At 63.2% G+C, this 15,795-nt stretch carries 15 protein-coding genes and 3 tRNA genes; 9 read left to right on the forward strand and 9 right to left on the reverse strand.

The window, feature by feature from the left end; translation table 11 throughout:
* Window positions 1–80: 80 nt before the first annotated feature.
* On the reverse strand, window positions 81–1,106 hold the full coding sequence (locus PI87_RS11410) for a serine/threonine protein kinase (RefSeq protein WP_039597810.1): 1,026 nt from the start codon (window positions 1,104–1,106) through the stop codon (window positions 81–83).
* A gap of 157 nt (window positions 1,107–1,263) precedes the next feature.
* Between PI87_RS11410 and PI87_RS11415 the strand changes: the two genes are divergently transcribed.
* The 3 genes from PI87_RS11415 (at window position 1,264) to rpoZ (ending at window position 3,240) form a co-directional block, all read left to right on the forward strand.
* Window positions 1,264–2,199, forward strand: coding sequence for a YicC/YloC family endoribonuclease (locus tag PI87_RS11415; RefSeq protein WP_039597811.1), 936 nt, complete (start codon window positions 1,264–1,266; stop codon window positions 2,197–2,199).
* A gap of 25 nt (window positions 2,200–2,224) precedes the next feature.
* Complete coding sequence (gene gmk / locus PI87_RS11420; RefSeq protein ID WP_039597812.1) at window positions 2,225–2,899, forward strand: guanylate kinase; 675 nt, start codon at window positions 2,225–2,227, stop codon at window positions 2,897–2,899.
* 137 nt (window positions 2,900–3,036) lie between these two features.
* Window positions 3,037–3,240, forward strand: coding sequence for a DNA-directed RNA polymerase subunit omega (gene rpoZ / locus PI87_RS11425; RefSeq protein ID WP_004630929.1), 204 nt, complete (start codon window positions 3,037–3,039; stop codon window positions 3,238–3,240).
* A 35-nt stretch (window positions 3,241–3,275) separates the two neighbouring features.
* Here rpoZ and PI87_RS11430 read toward each other — a convergent pair whose 3' ends face one another.
* The gene (locus PI87_RS11430; RefSeq protein ID WP_039597813.1) at window positions 3,276–3,491 is read right to left on the reverse strand and encodes a hypothetical protein; all 216 of its coding nucleotides are present in this window, start codon (window positions 3,489–3,491) and stop codon (window positions 3,276–3,278) included.
* Here PI87_RS11430 and PI87_RS11435 point away from each other — a divergent pair.
* Complete coding sequence (locus PI87_RS11435) at window positions 3,490–5,904, forward strand: RelA/SpoT family protein (protein ID WP_039597814.1); 2,415 nt, start codon at window positions 3,490–3,492, stop codon at window positions 5,902–5,904. The two genes, PI87_RS11430 and PI87_RS11435, sit on opposite strands and share 2 nt — an antisense overlap.
* A 157-nt stretch (window positions 5,905–6,061) precedes the next feature.
* Here PI87_RS11435 and PI87_RS11440 read toward each other — a convergent pair.
* Together PI87_RS11440 and PI87_RS11445 are read right to left on the reverse strand one after the other, a co-directional pair.
* A tRNA-Arg gene (locus PI87_RS11440) sits at window positions 6,062–6,138 on the reverse strand.
* Between the two features lie 217 nt (window positions 6,139–6,355).
* Window positions 6,356–6,432: transfer RNA gene (locus PI87_RS11445), tRNA-Arg, on the reverse strand.
* Between the two features lie 115 nt (window positions 6,433–6,547).
* On the opposite strand from PI87_RS11445, the gene greB reads away from it, so the two are divergent.
* On the forward strand, window positions 6,548–7,111 hold the full coding sequence (gene greB, locus PI87_RS11450) for a transcription elongation factor GreB (RefSeq protein WP_039597815.1): 564 nt from the start codon (window positions 6,548–6,550) through the stop codon (window positions 7,109–7,111).
* 22 nt (window positions 7,112–7,133) lie between these two features.
* Here greB and PI87_RS11455 read toward each other — a convergent pair whose 3' ends face one another.
* The gene (locus PI87_RS11455; RefSeq protein ID WP_039597816.1) at window positions 7,134–7,967 is read right to left on the reverse strand and encodes a DMT family transporter; all 834 of its coding nucleotides are present in this window, start codon (window positions 7,965–7,967) and stop codon (window positions 7,134–7,136) included.
* A 140-nt stretch (window positions 7,968–8,107) separates the two neighbouring features.
* On the opposite strand from PI87_RS11455, the gene gcvA reads away from it, so the two are divergent.
* The 3 genes from gcvA to PI87_RS11470 all read left to right on the forward strand — a co-directional run bounded on the left by gcvA (window position 8,108) and on the right by PI87_RS11470 (window position 9,967).
* On the forward strand, window positions 8,108–9,043 hold the full coding sequence (gcvA, locus tag PI87_RS11460) for a transcriptional regulator GcvA (RefSeq protein ID WP_039597817.1): 936 nt from the start codon (window positions 8,108–8,110) through the stop codon (window positions 9,041–9,043).
* Between the two features lie 72 nt (window positions 9,044–9,115).
* Window positions 9,116–9,553, forward strand: a complete 438-nt coding sequence (locus PI87_RS11465) for a YXWGXW repeat-containing protein (protein ID WP_039597818.1) — start codon at window positions 9,116–9,118, stop codon at window positions 9,551–9,553.
* A 105-nt stretch (window positions 9,554–9,658) separates the two neighbouring features.
* Window positions 9,659–9,967 (forward strand): hypothetical protein, encoded by a 309-nt coding sequence (locus tag PI87_RS11470; protein ID WP_039597819.1) that lies wholly within the window; start codon window positions 9,659–9,661, stop codon window positions 9,965–9,967.
* 8 nt (window positions 9,968–9,975) lie between these two features.
* Here the strand turns inward: PI87_RS11470 and PI87_RS11475 are convergent, their stop codons facing one another.
* Window positions 9,976–11,022 carry an extracellular catalytic domain type 1 short-chain-length polyhydroxyalkanoate depolymerase gene (locus PI87_RS11475; protein WP_039597820.1) on the reverse strand — a complete coding sequence of 349 codons (1,047 nt, stop codon included), beginning with the start codon at window positions 11,020–11,022 and terminating at the stop codon, window positions 9,976–9,978.
* 290 nt (window positions 11,023–11,312) lie between these two features.
* Between PI87_RS11475 and lysM the strand changes: the two genes are divergently transcribed.
* On the forward strand, window positions 11,313–11,798 hold the full coding sequence (lysM, locus tag PI87_RS11480) for a peptidoglycan-binding protein LysM (protein WP_039597821.1): 486 nt from the start codon (window positions 11,313–11,315) through the stop codon (window positions 11,796–11,798).
* A 61-nt stretch (window positions 11,799–11,859) separates the two neighbouring features.
* Here lysM and PI87_RS11485 read toward each other — a convergent pair.
* The 3 genes from PI87_RS11485 to pepN all read right to left on the reverse strand — a co-directional run bounded on the left by PI87_RS11485 (window position 11,860) and on the right by pepN (window position 15,771).
* Window positions 11,860–11,935: transfer RNA gene (locus PI87_RS11485), tRNA-Thr, on the reverse strand.
* Window positions 11,936–12,008: 73 nt separating this feature from the next.
* Window positions 12,009–13,016: a class 1 fructose-bisphosphatase gene (locus tag PI87_RS11490; protein WP_039597822.1), complete on the reverse strand. Its 1,008-nt coding sequence runs from the start codon at window positions 13,014–13,016 to the stop codon at window positions 12,009–12,011.
* A 52-nt stretch (window positions 13,017–13,068) separates the two neighbouring features.
* Window positions 13,069–15,771, reverse strand: a complete 2,703-nt coding sequence (pepN, locus tag PI87_RS11495) for an aminopeptidase N (RefSeq protein ID WP_039597823.1) — start codon at window positions 15,769–15,771, stop codon at window positions 13,069–13,071.
* Window positions 15,772–15,795: the final 24 nt, after the last annotated feature.

Consider the following 15,795-nt stretch of genomic DNA (forward strand, 5'->3'; position numbering starts at 1 on the left):
GAGTGTGGTGCGGCGGCTGGTCCCGTCCCGCGCTGCACCGTGTTGGAATCATACTCCGCCTGCTGGGGGCAACTTGACGGTCAATTGTCCCGGCGGCGCAACAGGCGGCTCATGAAACGTGTCGTCAACGCCTCTTTCTCTTCTGGCACCGGGCCGCCTTGTGTGACGGCGGTCAGTGCCTGCAACTCGGTCAGCGCGTTGCTTTCTTCGCGCAGTACCTTCTGCAGGCGGAACACGCTTTGCGGGCGTTCCTCCGGCTTCATCTTCAGGCACCAGCCGACCAAGTCAATCAGGCTGGCTGTATAGACCTTGCGCAGGCGCTCCAGGCCTTCTTCCAGCTTGTCGTCCTTTTCGCGCTGCGTGGCTTCCTGCGGCGGCGTGCCTGCCATGCAGGCATAGATGGTCGCGCCGATGCTGTAGATGTCCGTCCACGGGCCCAGCTCGTTGTGCTTGCGGTACAGCTCCGGCGCAGCAAAGCCCGGTGTGTACATCGGCTGGAAGCGCGAGGCCTCTGCAGTGAGCGTTTGCCGCGCGGCGCCAAAGTCGAGCAGGATCGGCGAATGGTCTTCGCGCAGATAGATGTTGCCCGGCTTGATGTCGAGGTGCAGCAGCTTGTGGATATGGACTTCGCGCAGGCCGCTCATCAGGTCATGGAAGACCTGGCGGATGAAACGCTCGCGCAGCATCTTGAGCTTGCCCTGCTGGCGCGCGTTGAGGATGTGCTCCTGAAGCGTTTTGCCCTGCTCGTACGTCATCACCATGTAGACGGTGCCGTTTTCCCGGAAGAAATTGAGCACGCGCACGATGGCGGGGTGAGAAATGCGGGCGAGCGAGCGGCCTTCTTCAAAGAAGTATTTGAGCCCGAGGCGGAACGCGCTCGCGCTTTCTTCAGGCACGACCGGAATCAATTCGCCGGGCGAACGACGGGCCAGCGAAGACGGCAGGTATTCCTTCACGGCCACCGGCGTCCCATGTTCATCGGTGGCGAGATAGACGAAGCTGAACCCCCCGCTGGCCAACTTCTTTACAATACGGTAGTTGGACAGCAGGGTGCCGACCGGCAACGGTGCACTGCGTGGCTGTCCTGAGCCTTTTGACTCTGTCATGGGTTTGTGTGGCGAAATGGCTGTCGGATTTTCCCTGACCCGTCCACACGTTGTAAAGCGACAAAAGGTGGGGGATTCCCCGCCAATTCTCAGCGTGCCACGGTATGCGTTTGGGCACACCGGGCATCCAGCACCTCTAAGAAGACACCTCGATTTCATGATCCACAGCATGACCGGCTACGGCGTTGCTACACGCCAGGCAGCCTTTACCGATGCCCACGGTGCACCGAGCGGAAACGTCGCCACCGTGTCGGTCGAATTCCGCACCGTCAACTCGCGCTTCCTCGATCTGTTCTTCCGCGCGCCGGAAGAGTGTCGCGCCTTCGAGCCGGCCCTGCGCGAGATGCTCATGAGCGCACTGTCGCGCGGCAAGCTGGAGTGCCGGATCAACCTGCAACGCCAGGAAGCCGCCAGCGACGTTGCGGCGCTCAATGTCGGCGTGCTGCAACAGTTGGCCAAGCTCGAGCAGGAAGTCACGCGCTACCTGCCCGCGTCGGGTTCACTGCGCATGGGCGAGATCCTGCGCTGGCCGGGCGTGCTGGCCGAGCCCGAGTTGACCCAGGACGCGCTGCGCGACGCCGTTGTCGACGCCGCCAAAGAGGCGCTCAAGCAACTCCTGGAATCCCGCCGCCGCGAAGGCGATGCGCTCAAGGCCATGCTGCTGGACCGCGTCGACGCTATGCTCAAGATTGTCGAAGAGTTGTCGCCGATGGTGCCGAACCTGATCCAGCAACATCAGGACAAGCTGACCGAGCGCCTGCGCGAAGCGTTTGGCCTGGCTGCACCCGATGGCACGCCGGCCCTCACGCGCGACGAGCTGTCCGAACGCATTCGCCAGGAAGCCACCGTCTACGGCATCCGCATCGACATCGCTGAAGAACTCTCGCGCTTGCAAGCACATCTGCGTGAGACGCGCCATCTGCTGGAAAAGGGCGGCCAACTCGGCAAGCGCCTGGACTTCATGATGCAGGAGCTCAACCGCGAGGCGAACACCCTCGGCTCGAAGGCCGCCGCCAAGGAACTGGCCGACGCGTCGATGGAGCTCAAGCTGCTGATCGAGCAGATGCGCGAGCAAGTCCAGAACCTCGAATAACCCCCTAGAACAACAGAACTAGAACATGCCATCCCCTCAAGCGCCTCAGGTTCATTCGGCCGTCGATACGCCCATCGAGAACCATTTTCCGGGCAGCCTGTTCATGGTCGTGGCGCCCTCCGGCGCCGGCAAGTCGACGCTGGTGAATGCGCTGCTGGCGCAGGATTCGTCGATCCGCCTGTCGGTCTCGGCCACCACGCGCAAGCCCCGCCCGGGCGAGCAGCACGGCCGCGAATACAACTTCATGACTGTGGATGAGTTCAAGGCCTGCCGCGACCGCGGCGAGTTTCTTGAATGGGCCGAGGTGCATGGCAACTACTACGCCACCTCGCGCGTGTGGATCGAAGAGCAGATGCGCGCTGGCACCGACGTGCTGCTTGAGATTGACTGGCAGGGCGCACAGCAGGTGCATCACCGCTTCTCCAATGCCGTCGAGATCTTCATCCTGCCGCCGTCGCTCACGGCGCTGGAGGATCGCTTGAAGAAGCGCGGCCAGGACGAGCCCAACGTGATCGTGCGCCGCCTGCTGGCAGCGGGCTCCGAGATGGCGCACGCACCTGAGGCTGACTACGTCATCATCAACGAAGTGTTCGATGCTGCATTGACCGAACTGCGCACGGTAGTGCAGGCCACGCGCCTGCGTTTTGGTGCCCAGAAGGCCCGCCACGGCGAGCTTTTCGTCGAACTGGGCATTCACTGAATTGCCTGAAGCGTCGGCGTTTTCCGGCGCTTTTGTAAAAGTGTGGTAGCGCTTGTGCTGATGTGCTCTCCGGGCCGAGTGCTGCGCTGCTGCTAAAATACCGAGATCAACAAGATTTGCCACCAGGTGGAGTTTTCATGGCGCGTATTACCGTCGAAGATTGCTTGAAACAGATTCCGAATCGCTTCGAACTGGCGCTGGCCGCAACATACCGCGCCCGTCAGTTGGTGCAGGGCCACACGCCCAAGGTCGATGCCAAGGACAAACCGACCGTGACCGCGCTGCGCGAAATCGCATCCGGCCAAGTCGGTATCGAAATGCTCAAGAAGGTTCCGTCCTGAGCTGACGCATTACCTGGCGTGGTACGCTGCCTTGGTCACTGATCGTTCTTGCGATCTTTCATGGATGTGAAAGCCGCGAACGCACAAGACCCCGGCATGCCTACCTCGCCCGCTTCTTCTTCGCCCAGGAACCAACGCTCCGCCACGCACGAGCACAACGTGCCGCCGGCGGAGTCGTCCGGCAGCACGTCGGACGCGGCGGGGGCTTCCTCGCCGCTGCCTGGGTCTTCCACCGCTTCCTTCGTTTCCATGCCGACTTCCGCTTCCGGCCCCGCGTCGCCTCGTACGGGGGCGCCGAACCTGCCCGACCCGCGTGGTGCGGACTTGGTGGGCGAGCGGTCGGCGTTGCCGCCCAAATCGCCCAAGGCTCAACCTGCTGAAGGCGCCGCGCAAGCGGTCAAGCCTGACGCGACTGGCGACACGCTCTTCATCGATGCGGTGCTGGAGCAGACCTATCGGCATCTGTTTGGCCCGACCTCGCAGCCCGCTGCGCCCCCGCGTCAGCAGGTTGTCTCGATTACGGCGCTGACCGAGAAACTGTCGTACCTGAAGCCGGCCGATCTCAAGCTGGTGAAAGAGGCGTTTCACTTCTCCGACGAGGCGCACCTCGGCCAGTATCGTCAGAGCGGCGAACCGTACATCACGCATCCGGTGGCCGTGGCAGAGATCTGTGCGGGCTGGAAACTGGATGTGCAATCGATCATGGCGGCACTGCTGCACGACGTGATCGAGGATCAGGGCGTCACCAAGAGCGAGCTGGCCGAAAAATTCGGGCCCAAGGTCGCAGAACTGGTCGATGGCCTGACCAAGCTGGACAAGCTGGAATTCCAAAGCCGAGAGCAGGCGCAGGCGGAGAGCTTCCGCAAGATGCTGCTAGCGATGGCGCGCGATGTGCGCGTGATTCTCGTCAAGCTGGCCGACCGCACGCACAACATGCGTACGCTCGACCATGTGCCGCCCGAAAAGCGTCGTCGTATCGCGGGCGAGACGATGGAGATTTACGCGCCGATCGCACACCGACTCGGTCTGAACACCACGTATCGCGAGTTGCAGGAACTGAGTTTCCGTATCGGCTCGCCGTTCCGTTACGCGACGCTCGAGAAGGCCGTGAAGGCCGCGCGCGGCAATCGCCGTGAGGTGGTGACGCGCATTCTTGAGACGGCGCAACGCGCACTGGCCGATGCGGGCATCCCGGCGGAGCTGACGGGGCGCGAGAAGACGCTCTACAGCATCTACCGCAAGATGCACGACAAGCAGTTGTCGTTCTCGCAGGTGCTGGATGTGTATGGCTTTCGCGTGGTGGTTGACACGCAGATGCAGTGCTACATGACCGTGGGTGCGCTGCACAGCCTGTACAAACCGATGCCAGGCAAGTTCAAGGACTACATCGCGATCCCGAAGATCAACGGTTATCAATCGCTGCACACGACGCTGGTGGGGCCGTTCGGCACGCCGGTCGAGTTTCAGATTCGCACGCGCGAGATGAACCAGATTGCGGAAGCCGGCGTGGCTGCCCACTGGATGTACAAGCAGCACCACGACGAGCCCGATCGCGCGCAGCAGCAGGCGCATCAGTGGTTGCAGTCGCTGCTCGATATCCAGAGCCAGACCGGCGATTCGCAGGAGTTTCTGGAGCACGTCAAGATCGACCTGTTCCCAGATGCCGTGTATGTGTTCACGCCTAAGGGCGAGATCCGCGCACTGCCGCGTGGCGCCACGGCGCTGGACTTTGCCTACGCGGTGCACAGTGACCTAGGCAACCAATGCGTGGCGGTCAAGATCAACAACGAGCTACTGCCGCTGCGCACCGAGCTGAAGAACGGCGACATTGTTGAGGTCGTGACGGCCCCGTACTCGAAGCCGAATCCGGCCTGGCTCACGTTCGTGCGCACCGGCAAGGCACGCGCGGCGATCCGCCATTTCCTCAAGACGGCCAAACTTGATGAGGCCATTCAGCTCGGCGAGCGCTTGCTGGAGCAGGCGCTGCGCCAGCTTGGCATCGACATGAAGGCCGTTCCCGCACCGGTGTGGGAACGCATCGTGCAATGGACCGGCAACAAGGCTCGCGAAGACGTCTTTGCGGACCTCGCGCTGGGGCGCCGTGTACCGGCCGTGATCGCGCGTCGCATCGAGATCGTGCTGCAGGAAGGCGGGCACGACGGCGATGAGTCTCTGATGGCTGCCGTGCACACCTTCGCCAATGAAGAGGCGCCGGCCGTCACCGTCAGTGGTGATGAGGGTATGGCTATGGTGTTCTCGTCATGCTGCCGGCCGATTCCCGGCGACTCGATAGTGGGCTACATCGGCAAGGGCGAGGGCCTGCAGATCCACGCGCAGGAATGCCGAGTGGCCAAGCGCTTGCACAGCAAGGATCCGGAGCACTGGATCGACGTCATGTGGGCGGAGCACACCACGCGCGCGTTCGACGTGTCGATCAAGGTGCTGGTGCGCAATACCAAGGGCATCCTCGCGCGCGTGGCGGCGGACCTGACCTCGGCCGATGCCAACGTGGCGCACGTGTCGATGGAGCAGGAGGGCGATCAGGAGGCCACGTACATGACCTTCCTGATCCAGGTGCACGACCGTGTGCATCTGGCCGACGTGATGCGGGCGCTGCGGCGTAACCCGGATGTGATCCGCATTGCGCGGGATCGTGGCGACTAACTGGCGCGGGGCGCAGATGCAGAAAGGGCGAGGCCGGTTGGCTTCGCCTTTTTTGTTTGTGGCCCGCGCGCGCAGCACATCATTTCAGTGTTGCGTGGGACACAGGCAAAACAAAAAGGGCTTCCATTTCTGGAAGCCCTTTTTGTTCGTATCAGGTTGGTGCGGCTGGCAGGATTCGAACCCACGACCCCTTGGTTCGTAGCCAAGTACTCTATCCAACTGAGCTACAGCCGCAACCGAAGGGCGCGATTATACATGTGATCTGCGGAGAGTCCAGTGGCGAATCACGCATTCCGACATGCGTGATGCAGCGAAGAGGGTGAGAGCCGTTGCCCTCGCTTCTTTTTCGACGCCTCGCCACCTGTGCGCAGCCTGCTGTTGATCGGTGGCTGGGGAGCGGGCAAACAAAAAGGGCTTCCATTTCTGGAAGCCCTTCTCGTTCTTATCAGGTTGGCGCGGCTGGCAGGATTCGAACCCACGACCCCTTGGTTCGTAGCCAAGTACTCTATCCAACTGAGCTACAGCCGCAACCGAGAAATGAGATTATACAGAATTTTCCGACCTTGTGAACCCCCTTCTTCACTTTTTCTTCTGAAGGAGCCAACTTTCTATAATGGAGTCCTGAACAACCGTTGCTCGCACCATGAACAAGGCTTTCGTCCGGGAAGACTCCGGCGACGATGAAGACGATCTGCCCGAGGGCGCCGCGCCTCTGCCGCCGGGCTCCAAGAACTACATCACGCCCGCCGGCTACGAGCGCTTGTGCACGGAGTTGATGCACTTGATCGATACGGAGCGGCCCGAGGTGGTCGGCATCGTGTCGTGGGCTGCATCCAATGGCGATCGCTCCGAGAACGGTGACTACCTCTATGGTAAGAAGCGCCTGCGAGAGATCGACCGGCGTATTCGCTTTCTCACACGCCGTATCGAGAAAGCCGAAGTGGTCGACGCCAGTCTGCAGGGCGACAACGATCAGATTTTCTTTGGCGCCACGGTCACCTACGCCAACCAGGCTGGCGGCGAAACCACCATCACCATCGTCGGCATGGACGAGGTCGATCTTGATCGGGGCTGCGTGAGTTGGATCTCGCCGATTGCGCGTGCACTCATCAAGGCGCGCGAGGGGGATACGGTGCCACTGCGCACGCCCGCGGGCGTTGAGCAGATCGACATCCTTGAGGTCAAATACCCGCCGCGCGCTGCTTGAATGCGCCGTGCGAGTACAGCGCTCACGCCGGGTGCCCGAGGCAGTAAGCGCCGAAGGCAATGACCGAACACGCTGACAGGCGTCGCGCCGTGAGCGATTCCTTGAGGAAGAAGCGGCCGAGTAGCGCGGCAAACACCACCGACGTTTCGCGCAGGGCGGATACCGGCCCCATTGGCGCGAGCGTCACGGCCCAGATGACGATGCCGTAAGCGACGAGCGAGACCACGCCGCCGCCAAAGGCCTTGAGCGTAGCGGCATCGCGCACGTCGATGTTCAGCGGGCCCTTCCATACGCGATACAACAGCACCATGGGCAGGTCGTCGAGCATGAACAGCCACGCCGAATACGCGTTTGCGTTGCCCGCCAGCCGTGCGCCGATACCGTCGCACACCGTGTAACACGCGATGAACACGCCGGTCGTGAAGGCGGCGAGTGTCGAGCCGAGGTCCGCTTTGCGACCGCGTGCCAGGCTCAGGATGCCGGCGCTTACCAGCACCACGCCCGCAAGCGCAATCGCGCCGGGCATCTCACCCGCGAACAGCACGGCCCCCATCGTCACCAGCAGCGGCGACGAGCCACGCGCAATCGGGTACACCTGCCCGAATTCTCCGAACCGATACGCCCGCGCGAGAAACACGTTGTAGCCAACGTGCAGCACGGCGGATAGCGCCACGTACGGCCACGCGGCTGGGGCCGGCAGCGGAAGTGCGACCGCCATCGGGATTGCAGCCACGCCGGAAGCCAGCGTCATCAGCGTGATGGCACGCAGGCGGTCGGAGCCGCTTTTCAGCAGTGCATTCCACGAGGCATGGAGCAGGGCGGCGCACAGAACCAGGGCGATGACGACGGGGGTCACGATGGGCGGGGACGGAGTCGGGTCGATTTTTCTCACCCGATGATGTATCGGCGTGAGCAAGAAGACGACAGCGTATCGGCACGGATTGTGATCAACAATCGATATATACTGACCTGATCTGTGCAAAAAACTCACGCGATATGCGCAAGCTGCCTCCGTTGAATGCTGTGCGCGCCTTTGAGTCAGCGGCGCGCCACCTGAGCTTCACGCGTGCGGGCGAGGAGTTGAGCGTCACGCATGGCGCCATCAGCCGGCAGATTCAGGTGTTGGAGGCGTGGCTGGGCGTGCCGCTGTTCCGGCGCTTGAACCGACGTGTGGAACTGACCGATGCGGGGCAGCGCTATCTGTCGGAGATCGGCGTGGCGCTCGATCGCATCAGCGTGGCCAGCCAGTCGGTGCGTGATCGTGATGCGGCGCGCATCCTGCGCGTGAACAGCATCCCGACCTTCACGATGCGCTGGTTGATCCCGCGGCTGTCCACGTTTCAGATGCGGTTTCCGCGCGTGGAGGTGCGGCTGACCACGTCCATCGAAGAGATCGAAGACCTGCCCGATAACTTCGACGTGATCATTCGTGGCGGGCCGGAGATCCATGCGGGCTTTCGATCGGGGCGCTTCCTGGATGAGAGCCGCTTTCCTGTGTGCAGCCCGGCGTTGCTCAAGCGCGCGCCGTTGGGTGCGCCATCGGATCTGCGGCGACACACGCTGCTGCATTCAGATACGCTGCCTTCGATCTGGCCGAGCTGGCTCGTGCTGGCGGGCGTGCCCAATTTGCGGCCCGCGCATGCGCTCACGTTCGAGCATTTCTACTTGTCGATCCAGGCTGCTATCGATGGGCTTGGGGTCGCGATGGGGCCATCCGCGCTCATCGCTGAAGATCTGGAAGAGGGGCGCCTCATCGCGCCGTTCCCAGACTTGGCATTGGTCGCGCGCAGCTACTACTGGTATTGTCCCGCGCGCAATCTCGGCGACGAAGTGGTGCAGGCGTTTTGCGCGTGGCTTGAAGAGGCGCGTGGCCCGCTTCACACAGCGATGCATATATCTGCGTTGCCAGGTAACGAAGGTAACGCCGCGTAACACCCTACAGATCATGACGCCGGCCGGTGCTAGGATCGAATCAAGCTCGATTGCAGAGAAAGGAGGTCTCCGATGAAGAAGAACGCATGGATTCTCGCCACATGCTTGGCCGCTGCCGGTGTGATGGCTGCGATTGCCTTGCCGGCGCAAGCGCAGGTGTCGATTGGCGTGCAGATTGGCCCGACGTACGCGCCGCCGCCGCCGCAATATGAGCCTGTGCCGGTCATGCAGCCAGGCTACGTGTGGGTGCCGGGTTACTGGCAATGGCGCGATGGTCGATATGTCTGGCGTCGCGGCTATCGCGAGCACGGCCGTGACGGTTACCACTGGCGCGAGCCGCGTTGGGAGCAAGGTCCGCGCGGTTGGCAAATGCACGAGGGCGGTTGGGATCGCGGCGATGATGGCCGTTGGCGCGGCCGCGATCGGGACCGCGACTGGGACCACGACCGCCGCGACCGCGATGATCGCTACCACTGCCCCCCGGGTCACGCCAAGAAGGGCGAATGCTGATGCTGTGAAGACAGGCCGGTCATGTACCGGCCTGTGTTGTTTTCGGCGCGCGTTTGCAATGTCGACACGATGTGTCTGTCACGCAGGCGTACTCGAGGAGGCAACATGACCGTGGAATCGAACTGGCGCACCGAGGTGTACAAGGATTTCGACGTCTACGTGCTGGCCATTCCGCGTGCAGCCCGTAAGCCGGGCGAGGGCGGTACACCGGCGCAGATGCTGTGGGATTTTGTCGTGCGCATCTGCGAATCAGGTGCAGACCCGACGGCCGTCGAAACGCTGGTCGCGCATTCGCATGACGAGCGCCCATTGTCGACGCGCGAAGCAGCAGAGGATGCCGGCCTCGCACGCGGCTACGGCCTGATCGATGAACTGCTGGGGCGTGGTGGCGTTCAGCAGTCGATTGATCTCTGACACATCGCCTACGCGGCCAGCGCAGCTTCGCGTGCGTGACGTCGCGCGAATTGCCACCACAGCCAAGTGGCATCCGGCCCCGGCGCGTGGAAGGCATAGCGTGGGTCGCCGCCGCTCCAGGCGTGGCCAGTTGCTGTGAGCTGGCACAGGCTGACGACGCATTCGCCGTCGCGCATGTCGTTGCGCAGGATGTAGCCGTCGCCGCGTGAGGTTTCGCGAGACACCCCGGCGGCATCGCCCAGGTGATTCAGTGCGCGGAACTGCGAGGCCAGTTGCGCCTGATTGGCCGGGTTAACGGCGTCATCGCGCAGACCGTGCAGGATCATTGTCGGCATGCCGGGGTAGGTGGCCACGTCCACCACCGTCGATAGCGCATCGAGCGGATCAACGCGCGCACCACGCCGCATTACGTTTAACGCCGAGGCAGGCGTGCGTGCGATGCCCAGTGCCGGGCCGGAGTGCAGCGCCAGCGCGGCAAACAACTCTGGATGGCGCAGCGCCATCAAGCCGGCCAATCCAGCACCTGCCGACAGCCCCGCCAGATACACGCGTGAAGGATCGGCGCCGGTTTGCGCGATCGTTTGTTCGACCAGCCGGCTGATGCCGTCCGCCTCGCGCGCGCCGACGTGCTCGGGGTCATACCAGTGCCAGCAGCATTGCGGATGCGCGCGGCGCGGCTGCTCCGGATACAGCACGATGAAGCCCTCGCGATCTGCCAGCGCATTCATGCGCGTGCCGTGCGCCAGCACTTCAGCGGATTGCTTGCAGCCGTGCAGCATCACCATCAGCGCGGGGGGCTTGCTGCCGCGCGTGGGCGGCGTGTAGAGCCAGTATTCCGGGCGGCGTGCCACCACGGCGGGTGATTCCGGCTCGTAGATGAATTGCTCGCGTGCAAAGGTGCCGGCGGTGGGCGTCGGCACGGCAGGTACACGCACGCGACGTGCGCTGTCGCGGCGCGTGCCGGCTTTGGGCGGCTTGACCGGCTTGGGCGGCCACGATTGGCGGCCGAAATCCGGCGTGGTCAACGCATCAACCAACCGGGAGATGGACTTCATCCACGTACGGTGCATGGCGGCGGATGGCTCGGGCGGGGGCGGCAGTATGCGCTCCCTCCGGCGCATTGTAGGTTCGGATTGGGACCATTGTGCCAGTGATGATGTTGCGATGCAGCATCGTTGGGGTAACCGGTGTAACCGCATGTTCGGGGTGCGGCAAAGTTTGCATTTGCGCCCCGGCTGTCATGGAGGCACCGCACGCGAGCGGCTACACTGCGGCGACGGGCGCGCCCCGGCTGTCACGCGCCCGACGCTTTTCCGTTCCCCGTTGTGTACTTATGGAGGTCGTTATGGGTTTTTTTGACTTCATCAAAGAAGCTGGTGAAAAGCTGTTCCACGGCAGCGCCGCAGCCGCCCCGGCCGATGCATCCGCAGACGCCGATGCCGCCAAGGCCGCCGACGATGCCAAGGGCCAAGCTATCCAGGATTACATCGCCCAGCAGGGCCTGACTGCCACGGCGCTGTCGGTGCAAGTCGAAGGCGATGCCGCCAAGGTGTTTGGCGTAGCCGCCGATCAGGCTACGCGCGAGAAGATCATCTTGTGCTGCGGCAACGTCGACGGCATCAAGTCGGTGGACGACCAGATGTCGGTCAACACCGAATCGGAAGAATCGCAGTGGCACACGGTGGAGCGCGGCGACACGCTGTCGGCCATCGCCAAGAAGTTCTACGACGATGCCAACAAGTATCCGGTGATTTTTGAGGCGAACAAGCCGATGCTGTCGGATCCGAACAAGATCTATCCGGGGCAGAAGCTGCGCATTCCGGCGGCCTGAGCGGTATCAGTCGGCACAAAGCAAAAAGCCCAGTCGATGAAGACTGGGCTTTTTGGTGTTCTGGTGCCGCTGACCGGAATCGAACTGGTGACCTTCGCATTACGAATGCGCTGCTCTACCGACTGAGCTACAGCGGCGTCGGAAACAGCGATTCTAACAGAACTTTTTGGCGCCCTGCAACAATCGCTGGAAAAACACCGTCAAACGTCGTTACTTGGCCTCAAGGTGGTACTGCGTGACGCGATCCACCTCGTTCTTAGAACCCAACACCACGGCCACACGTTGGTGCAGCTTTTCGGGCTGGATATCCAGGATGCGTTGCTGGCCATTGGTGGCCGCGCCGCCGGCCTGTTCCACCAGGAACGCCATCGGGTTGGCTTCGTACATCAGGCGCAGCTTGCCGGCCTTGCCCGGCTCGCGCTTGTCCCACGGGTACATGAAGATGCCGCCGCGCGTGAGGATGCGATGCACGTCGGCCACCATCGAGGCGATCCAGCGCATGTTGAAATCCTTGCCGCGCGGGCCTTCGGTGCCGGCCAGGCATTCGTCGATGTAGCGGCGCACGGGCGGGGCCCAGTGGCGCATGTTCGACATGTTGATGGCGAATTCCTTCGTGTCGGCCGGGATTTTCACGTCGCGGCTGGTCAGGATGAAGCTGCCGACTTCGCGATCGAGCGTGAACATATGCACGCCGTTGCCGACGGTCAGCACCAGCGTGGTCTGCGGGCCGTACACGGCATAGCCGGCAGCAACCTGCCTAGCGCCGGGCTGCATGAAATCGGCTTCGGTCACGGCTTCGCCGGCCTTGGGCATGTGCAACACCGAGAAGATCGTGCCGATCGACACGTTCACGTCAATGTTGGATGAGCCGTCGAGCGGATCGAACAGCAGCAGGTATTCGCCCTTCGGATAGCGGTGCGGAATCTCGTAGAACGATTCCATCTCTTCCGAGGCCATGGCGGCCAGGTTGCCGCCGTATTCGTTGGCTTCGAGCAGGACTTCGTTGGCGATCACGTCCAGCTTCTGCTGGGTTTCGCCTTGCACGTTGCCGGTGCCGGCCGAGCCGAGCACGCCGGCAAGGGCGCCCTTGTTGACGCTGTGCGAGATCGCCTTGCAGGCGCGCGCCACGACTTCGAGCAGCAGACGCAGCTCGCCAGGGATGGTGTTGTGCTCGCGCTGCTCTTCGATCAGGTAGCGGGTGAGGTTGATGCGCTTCATGGGTTCTCCTGAGACGGGCGCGATTTTACGACACACTGGGTCACAGACCGCATCACGCCAGTGCTTTGCCGACAATCTCACGCACGTCGCGCGAGAGGCTCGGGTGGGCCGCCACGCGCTTGAGCGCGTCCTGCATGGCGTCGCGCAGCGTGGGCACGTACTTGCGCCAGCGGTCCAGTGCGCGTGCCAGACGGGCGGACACCTGCGGGTTGATGGCATCGAGCGCCAGTACCTGCTCGGCCCAATATGCATAGCCGGAGCCGTCGGCGGCGTGAAACTGCGCGGGGTTGCCCGAGCAGAAGCTGAAGATCAACGAGCGCGCGCGGTTCGGGTTGCGCAGCGTGAAGGCCGGATGCGCCATCAGCGCGCGCACGGTTTCCAGCGTCGGCTTACCGGCACCACCAGGCTGCACGGCCTGCAGCGAGAACCACTTGTCGATGACGAGTGCGTCGTCGGCAAAGCGCGTGTAGAAGTCGGTCAATGCGGCTTCGCGGCCCGGCGCATAGCTGGCGACCATGGCTGCAAGGGCGCCCATGCGGTCGGTCATGTTGGTGGCGCGGGCGTATTGCTGTTCGGCCAGGGCCAGCGCTTCGGGGGATTCGGTCTCGACCAGATAGCCCAGGGCGATGTTCTTGAGTGCACGCTTGCCGGCGGACACGGCATCCGGCGAGTAGGTGCCTTCGGTTTGGTTGTCGTGATACGCGCGCAGCAGTTCAGCGTTGAGAGCTTCGGCCAGCGTGCGGCGGAGGGTGCGACGCGCCGTATGAATGGCGGCGGGGTCGGCCACATCCATGCGCTCGGCGAGGTAGCTTTCGGCCGGCAGGATCAGCATCTGCTCGCGGAAGGCGGGGTCGAGCGAGGCGTCAGCCACTACGGCCCGTAGCGCTTCCACCAGCGCTGGGTCGACCTCGGGTGCGCGACCGTGCTGGATGTCCGACACCATGCGCAGCAGCGTGTCGGTGGCCAGGCGCTGGCCGGCTTCCCAGCGGTTGAACGGGTCGGAATCGTGCGCGAGCTGGAAGGTGAGCTGCTCGGTCGTGTAGCCGTACTCGACGATGACCGGCGCCGAGAAATTGCGCAGCAGCGAGGGCAGCGGCGCCTCGGCCACGTCTTCGAACACGAAGGTCTGCTTGGTCTCGATGAAATCGAGCACGCGCGTGGTCACGGGTTTGACCGATGCGGCTTCGCCGCGCAAACGCAGCGGCAGGTCGCGGCCCTGGCTGTCGATCAGCCCCACGGCAAACGGAATGTGGAACGGCTGCTTTTGGACGCCGCTGTTCACCTCGATGCCGACCGGCTCGCAACGCTGGCGCAGCGTGAGCGTGTAGGTGTGCGTGGCGGCATCATGGTTGCCTTCCACGGCAACGACGGGCGTGCCGGCCTGGCTGTACCAGCGGCCGAATTGCGTGAGGTCGCGGCTGTTGGCATCGGCCATGGCAGCGCGGAAATCATCGCAGGTGACGGCATGGCCGTCGTGGCGCTGGAAATACAGGTCCATGCCCTTGCGGAAGCCATCGCGGCCGAGCAGGGTCTGGTACATGCGCACGACTTCCGCGCCTTTCTCATACACGGTGACGGTGTAGAAATTGTTGATCTCTTCGTAGCTGTCGGGGCGCACCGGGTGGGCCATCGGGCCTGCATCCTCCGGGAACTGTGCCTGGCGCAGCAGGCGCACGTCTTCGATGCGCTTGACGGCGCGGGCGCTTGCAGCCGCGGCTTCGTTGCCTGCAAGTGCCGCCATGTCCGCAGAGAACTCCTGATCGCGGAACACCGTCAGGCCTTCCTTCAGGCTCAGTTGGAACCAGTCGCGGCAGGTGACGCGGTTGCCCGTCCAGTTGTGGAAGTACTCATGGCCGACCACCGATTCGATGTTGGCGAAATCCACATCGGTGGCGGTCTCCGCATTGGCCAGTACGTACTTCGTGTTGAAGATGTTCAGGCCCTTGTTCTCCATCGCGCCCATGTTGAAGTCGCCCACGGCAACGATCATGAAGCGGTCCAGATCCAGCTCCAGCCCGAAGCGGCGCTCGTCCCAGTGGATCGAGTGGATGAGCGAATCCATGGCGTGGCGCGTCTTGCCAATGTCTTGCGATTCAACCCACACCTGCAGCAGTTTCTCTTTGCCCGAGGCGGATTGGATGCGCTCTTCAATGCATTCCAGCTTGCCTGCCACCAGCGCGAACAGGTACGACGGCTTCTTGAACGGGTCGTGCCACACGGCTTCGTGGCGGCCATCCGGTAAATCGCGTTCCGACACGAGGTTGCCGTTGGAGAGCAGTACCGGGTAGTCCGCCTTCGAGGCGCGCAGCGTGACGGTGTAGACCGTCATCACGTCCGGGCGATCGAGGAAGTAGGTGATCTTGCGAAAGCCCTCGGCCTCGCACTGCGTGAAGAAGTTGCCGTTGGAGACGTACAGCCCCATCAGCGACGAATTGGCGGCCGGGTTGCAGTAGGTGGTGAGCTCCAGCGTGAAGCTGGCGTCGACCTCTGCCGGCACGGCATCAATGGTGAGCGTGTCGCCATTGGCTTGCAGGCCGGACAGGGCTTGGCCGTCGACGGTTGCGCCCGCCAGCTCCAGCCCTTCGCCCACCAGCACGAGCGGCTTGCCGGCGGCAGTGCGTGTCATGCGCAGGCGATTGACGACGCGGGTGCGCTCGGGCACGAGGTCGATTTCCAGCGCCACTTCATCGATGCGGAACGCAGGTGCGGTGTAGTCCTTGCGGTAAATCGTCACGGCGGTATCGGTGCGCAACATCGGTAACATCCTCGTAGCGGAACG

It is taken from the genome of Ralstonia sp. A12 (assembly GCF_000801955.1).
GTDB lineage: Bacteria > Pseudomonadota > Gammaproteobacteria > Burkholderiales > Burkholderiaceae > Ralstonia.

Bases quoted from the DNA above. Each gene is read 5' to 3' on its own strand.
- PI87_RS11415 (WP_039597811.1), top strand. From the start codon at position 1,264: ATGATCCACAGCATGACCGGCTACGGCGTTGCTACACGCCAGGCAGCC.
- PI87_RS11475 (WP_039597820.1), bottom strand. From the start codon at position 11,022: ATGAAGTCCATCTCCCGGTTGGTTGATGCGTTGACCACGCCGGATTTC.
- gcvA (WP_039597817.1), top strand. From the start codon at position 8,108: ATGCGCAAGCTGCCTCCGTTGAATGCTGTGCGCGCCTTTGAGTCAGCG.
- PI87_RS11490 (WP_039597822.1), bottom strand. From the start codon at position 13,016: ATGAAGCGCATCAACCTCACCCGCTACCTGATCGAAGAGCAGCGCGAG.
- PI87_RS11430 (WP_039597813.1), bottom strand. From the start codon at position 3,491: ATGGAAACGAAGGAAGCGGTGGAAGACCCAGGCAGCGGCGAGGAAGCC.
- PI87_RS11470 (WP_039597819.1), top strand. From the start codon at position 9,659: ATGACCGTGGAATCGAACTGGCGCACCGAGGTGTACAAGGATTTCGAC.
- pepN (WP_039597823.1), bottom strand. From the start codon at position 15,771: ATGTTGCGCACCGATACCGCCGTGACGATTTACCGCAAGGACTACACC.
- greB (WP_039597815.1), top strand. From the start codon at position 6,548: ATGAACAAGGCTTTCGTCCGGGAAGACTCCGGCGACGATGAAGACGAT.
- PI87_RS11410 (WP_039597810.1), bottom strand. From the start codon at position 1,106: ATGACAGAGTCAAAAGGCTCAGGACAGCCACGCAGTGCACCGTTGCCG.
- PI87_RS11435 (WP_039597814.1), top strand. From the start codon at position 3,490: ATGCCGACTTCCGCTTCCGGCCCCGCGTCGCCTCGTACGGGGGCGCCG.
- lysM (WP_039597821.1), top strand. From the start codon at position 11,313: ATGGGTTTTTTTGACTTCATCAAAGAAGCTGGTGAAAAGCTGTTCCAC.
- gmk (WP_039597812.1), top strand. From the start codon at position 2,225: ATGCCATCCCCTCAAGCGCCTCAGGTTCATTCGGCCGTCGATACGCCC.
- rpoZ (WP_004630929.1), top strand. From the start codon at position 3,037: ATGGCGCGTATTACCGTCGAAGATTGCTTGAAACAGATTCCGAATCGC.
- PI87_RS11465 (WP_039597818.1), top strand. From the start codon at position 9,116: ATGAAGAAGAACGCATGGATTCTCGCCACATGCTTGGCCGCTGCCGGT.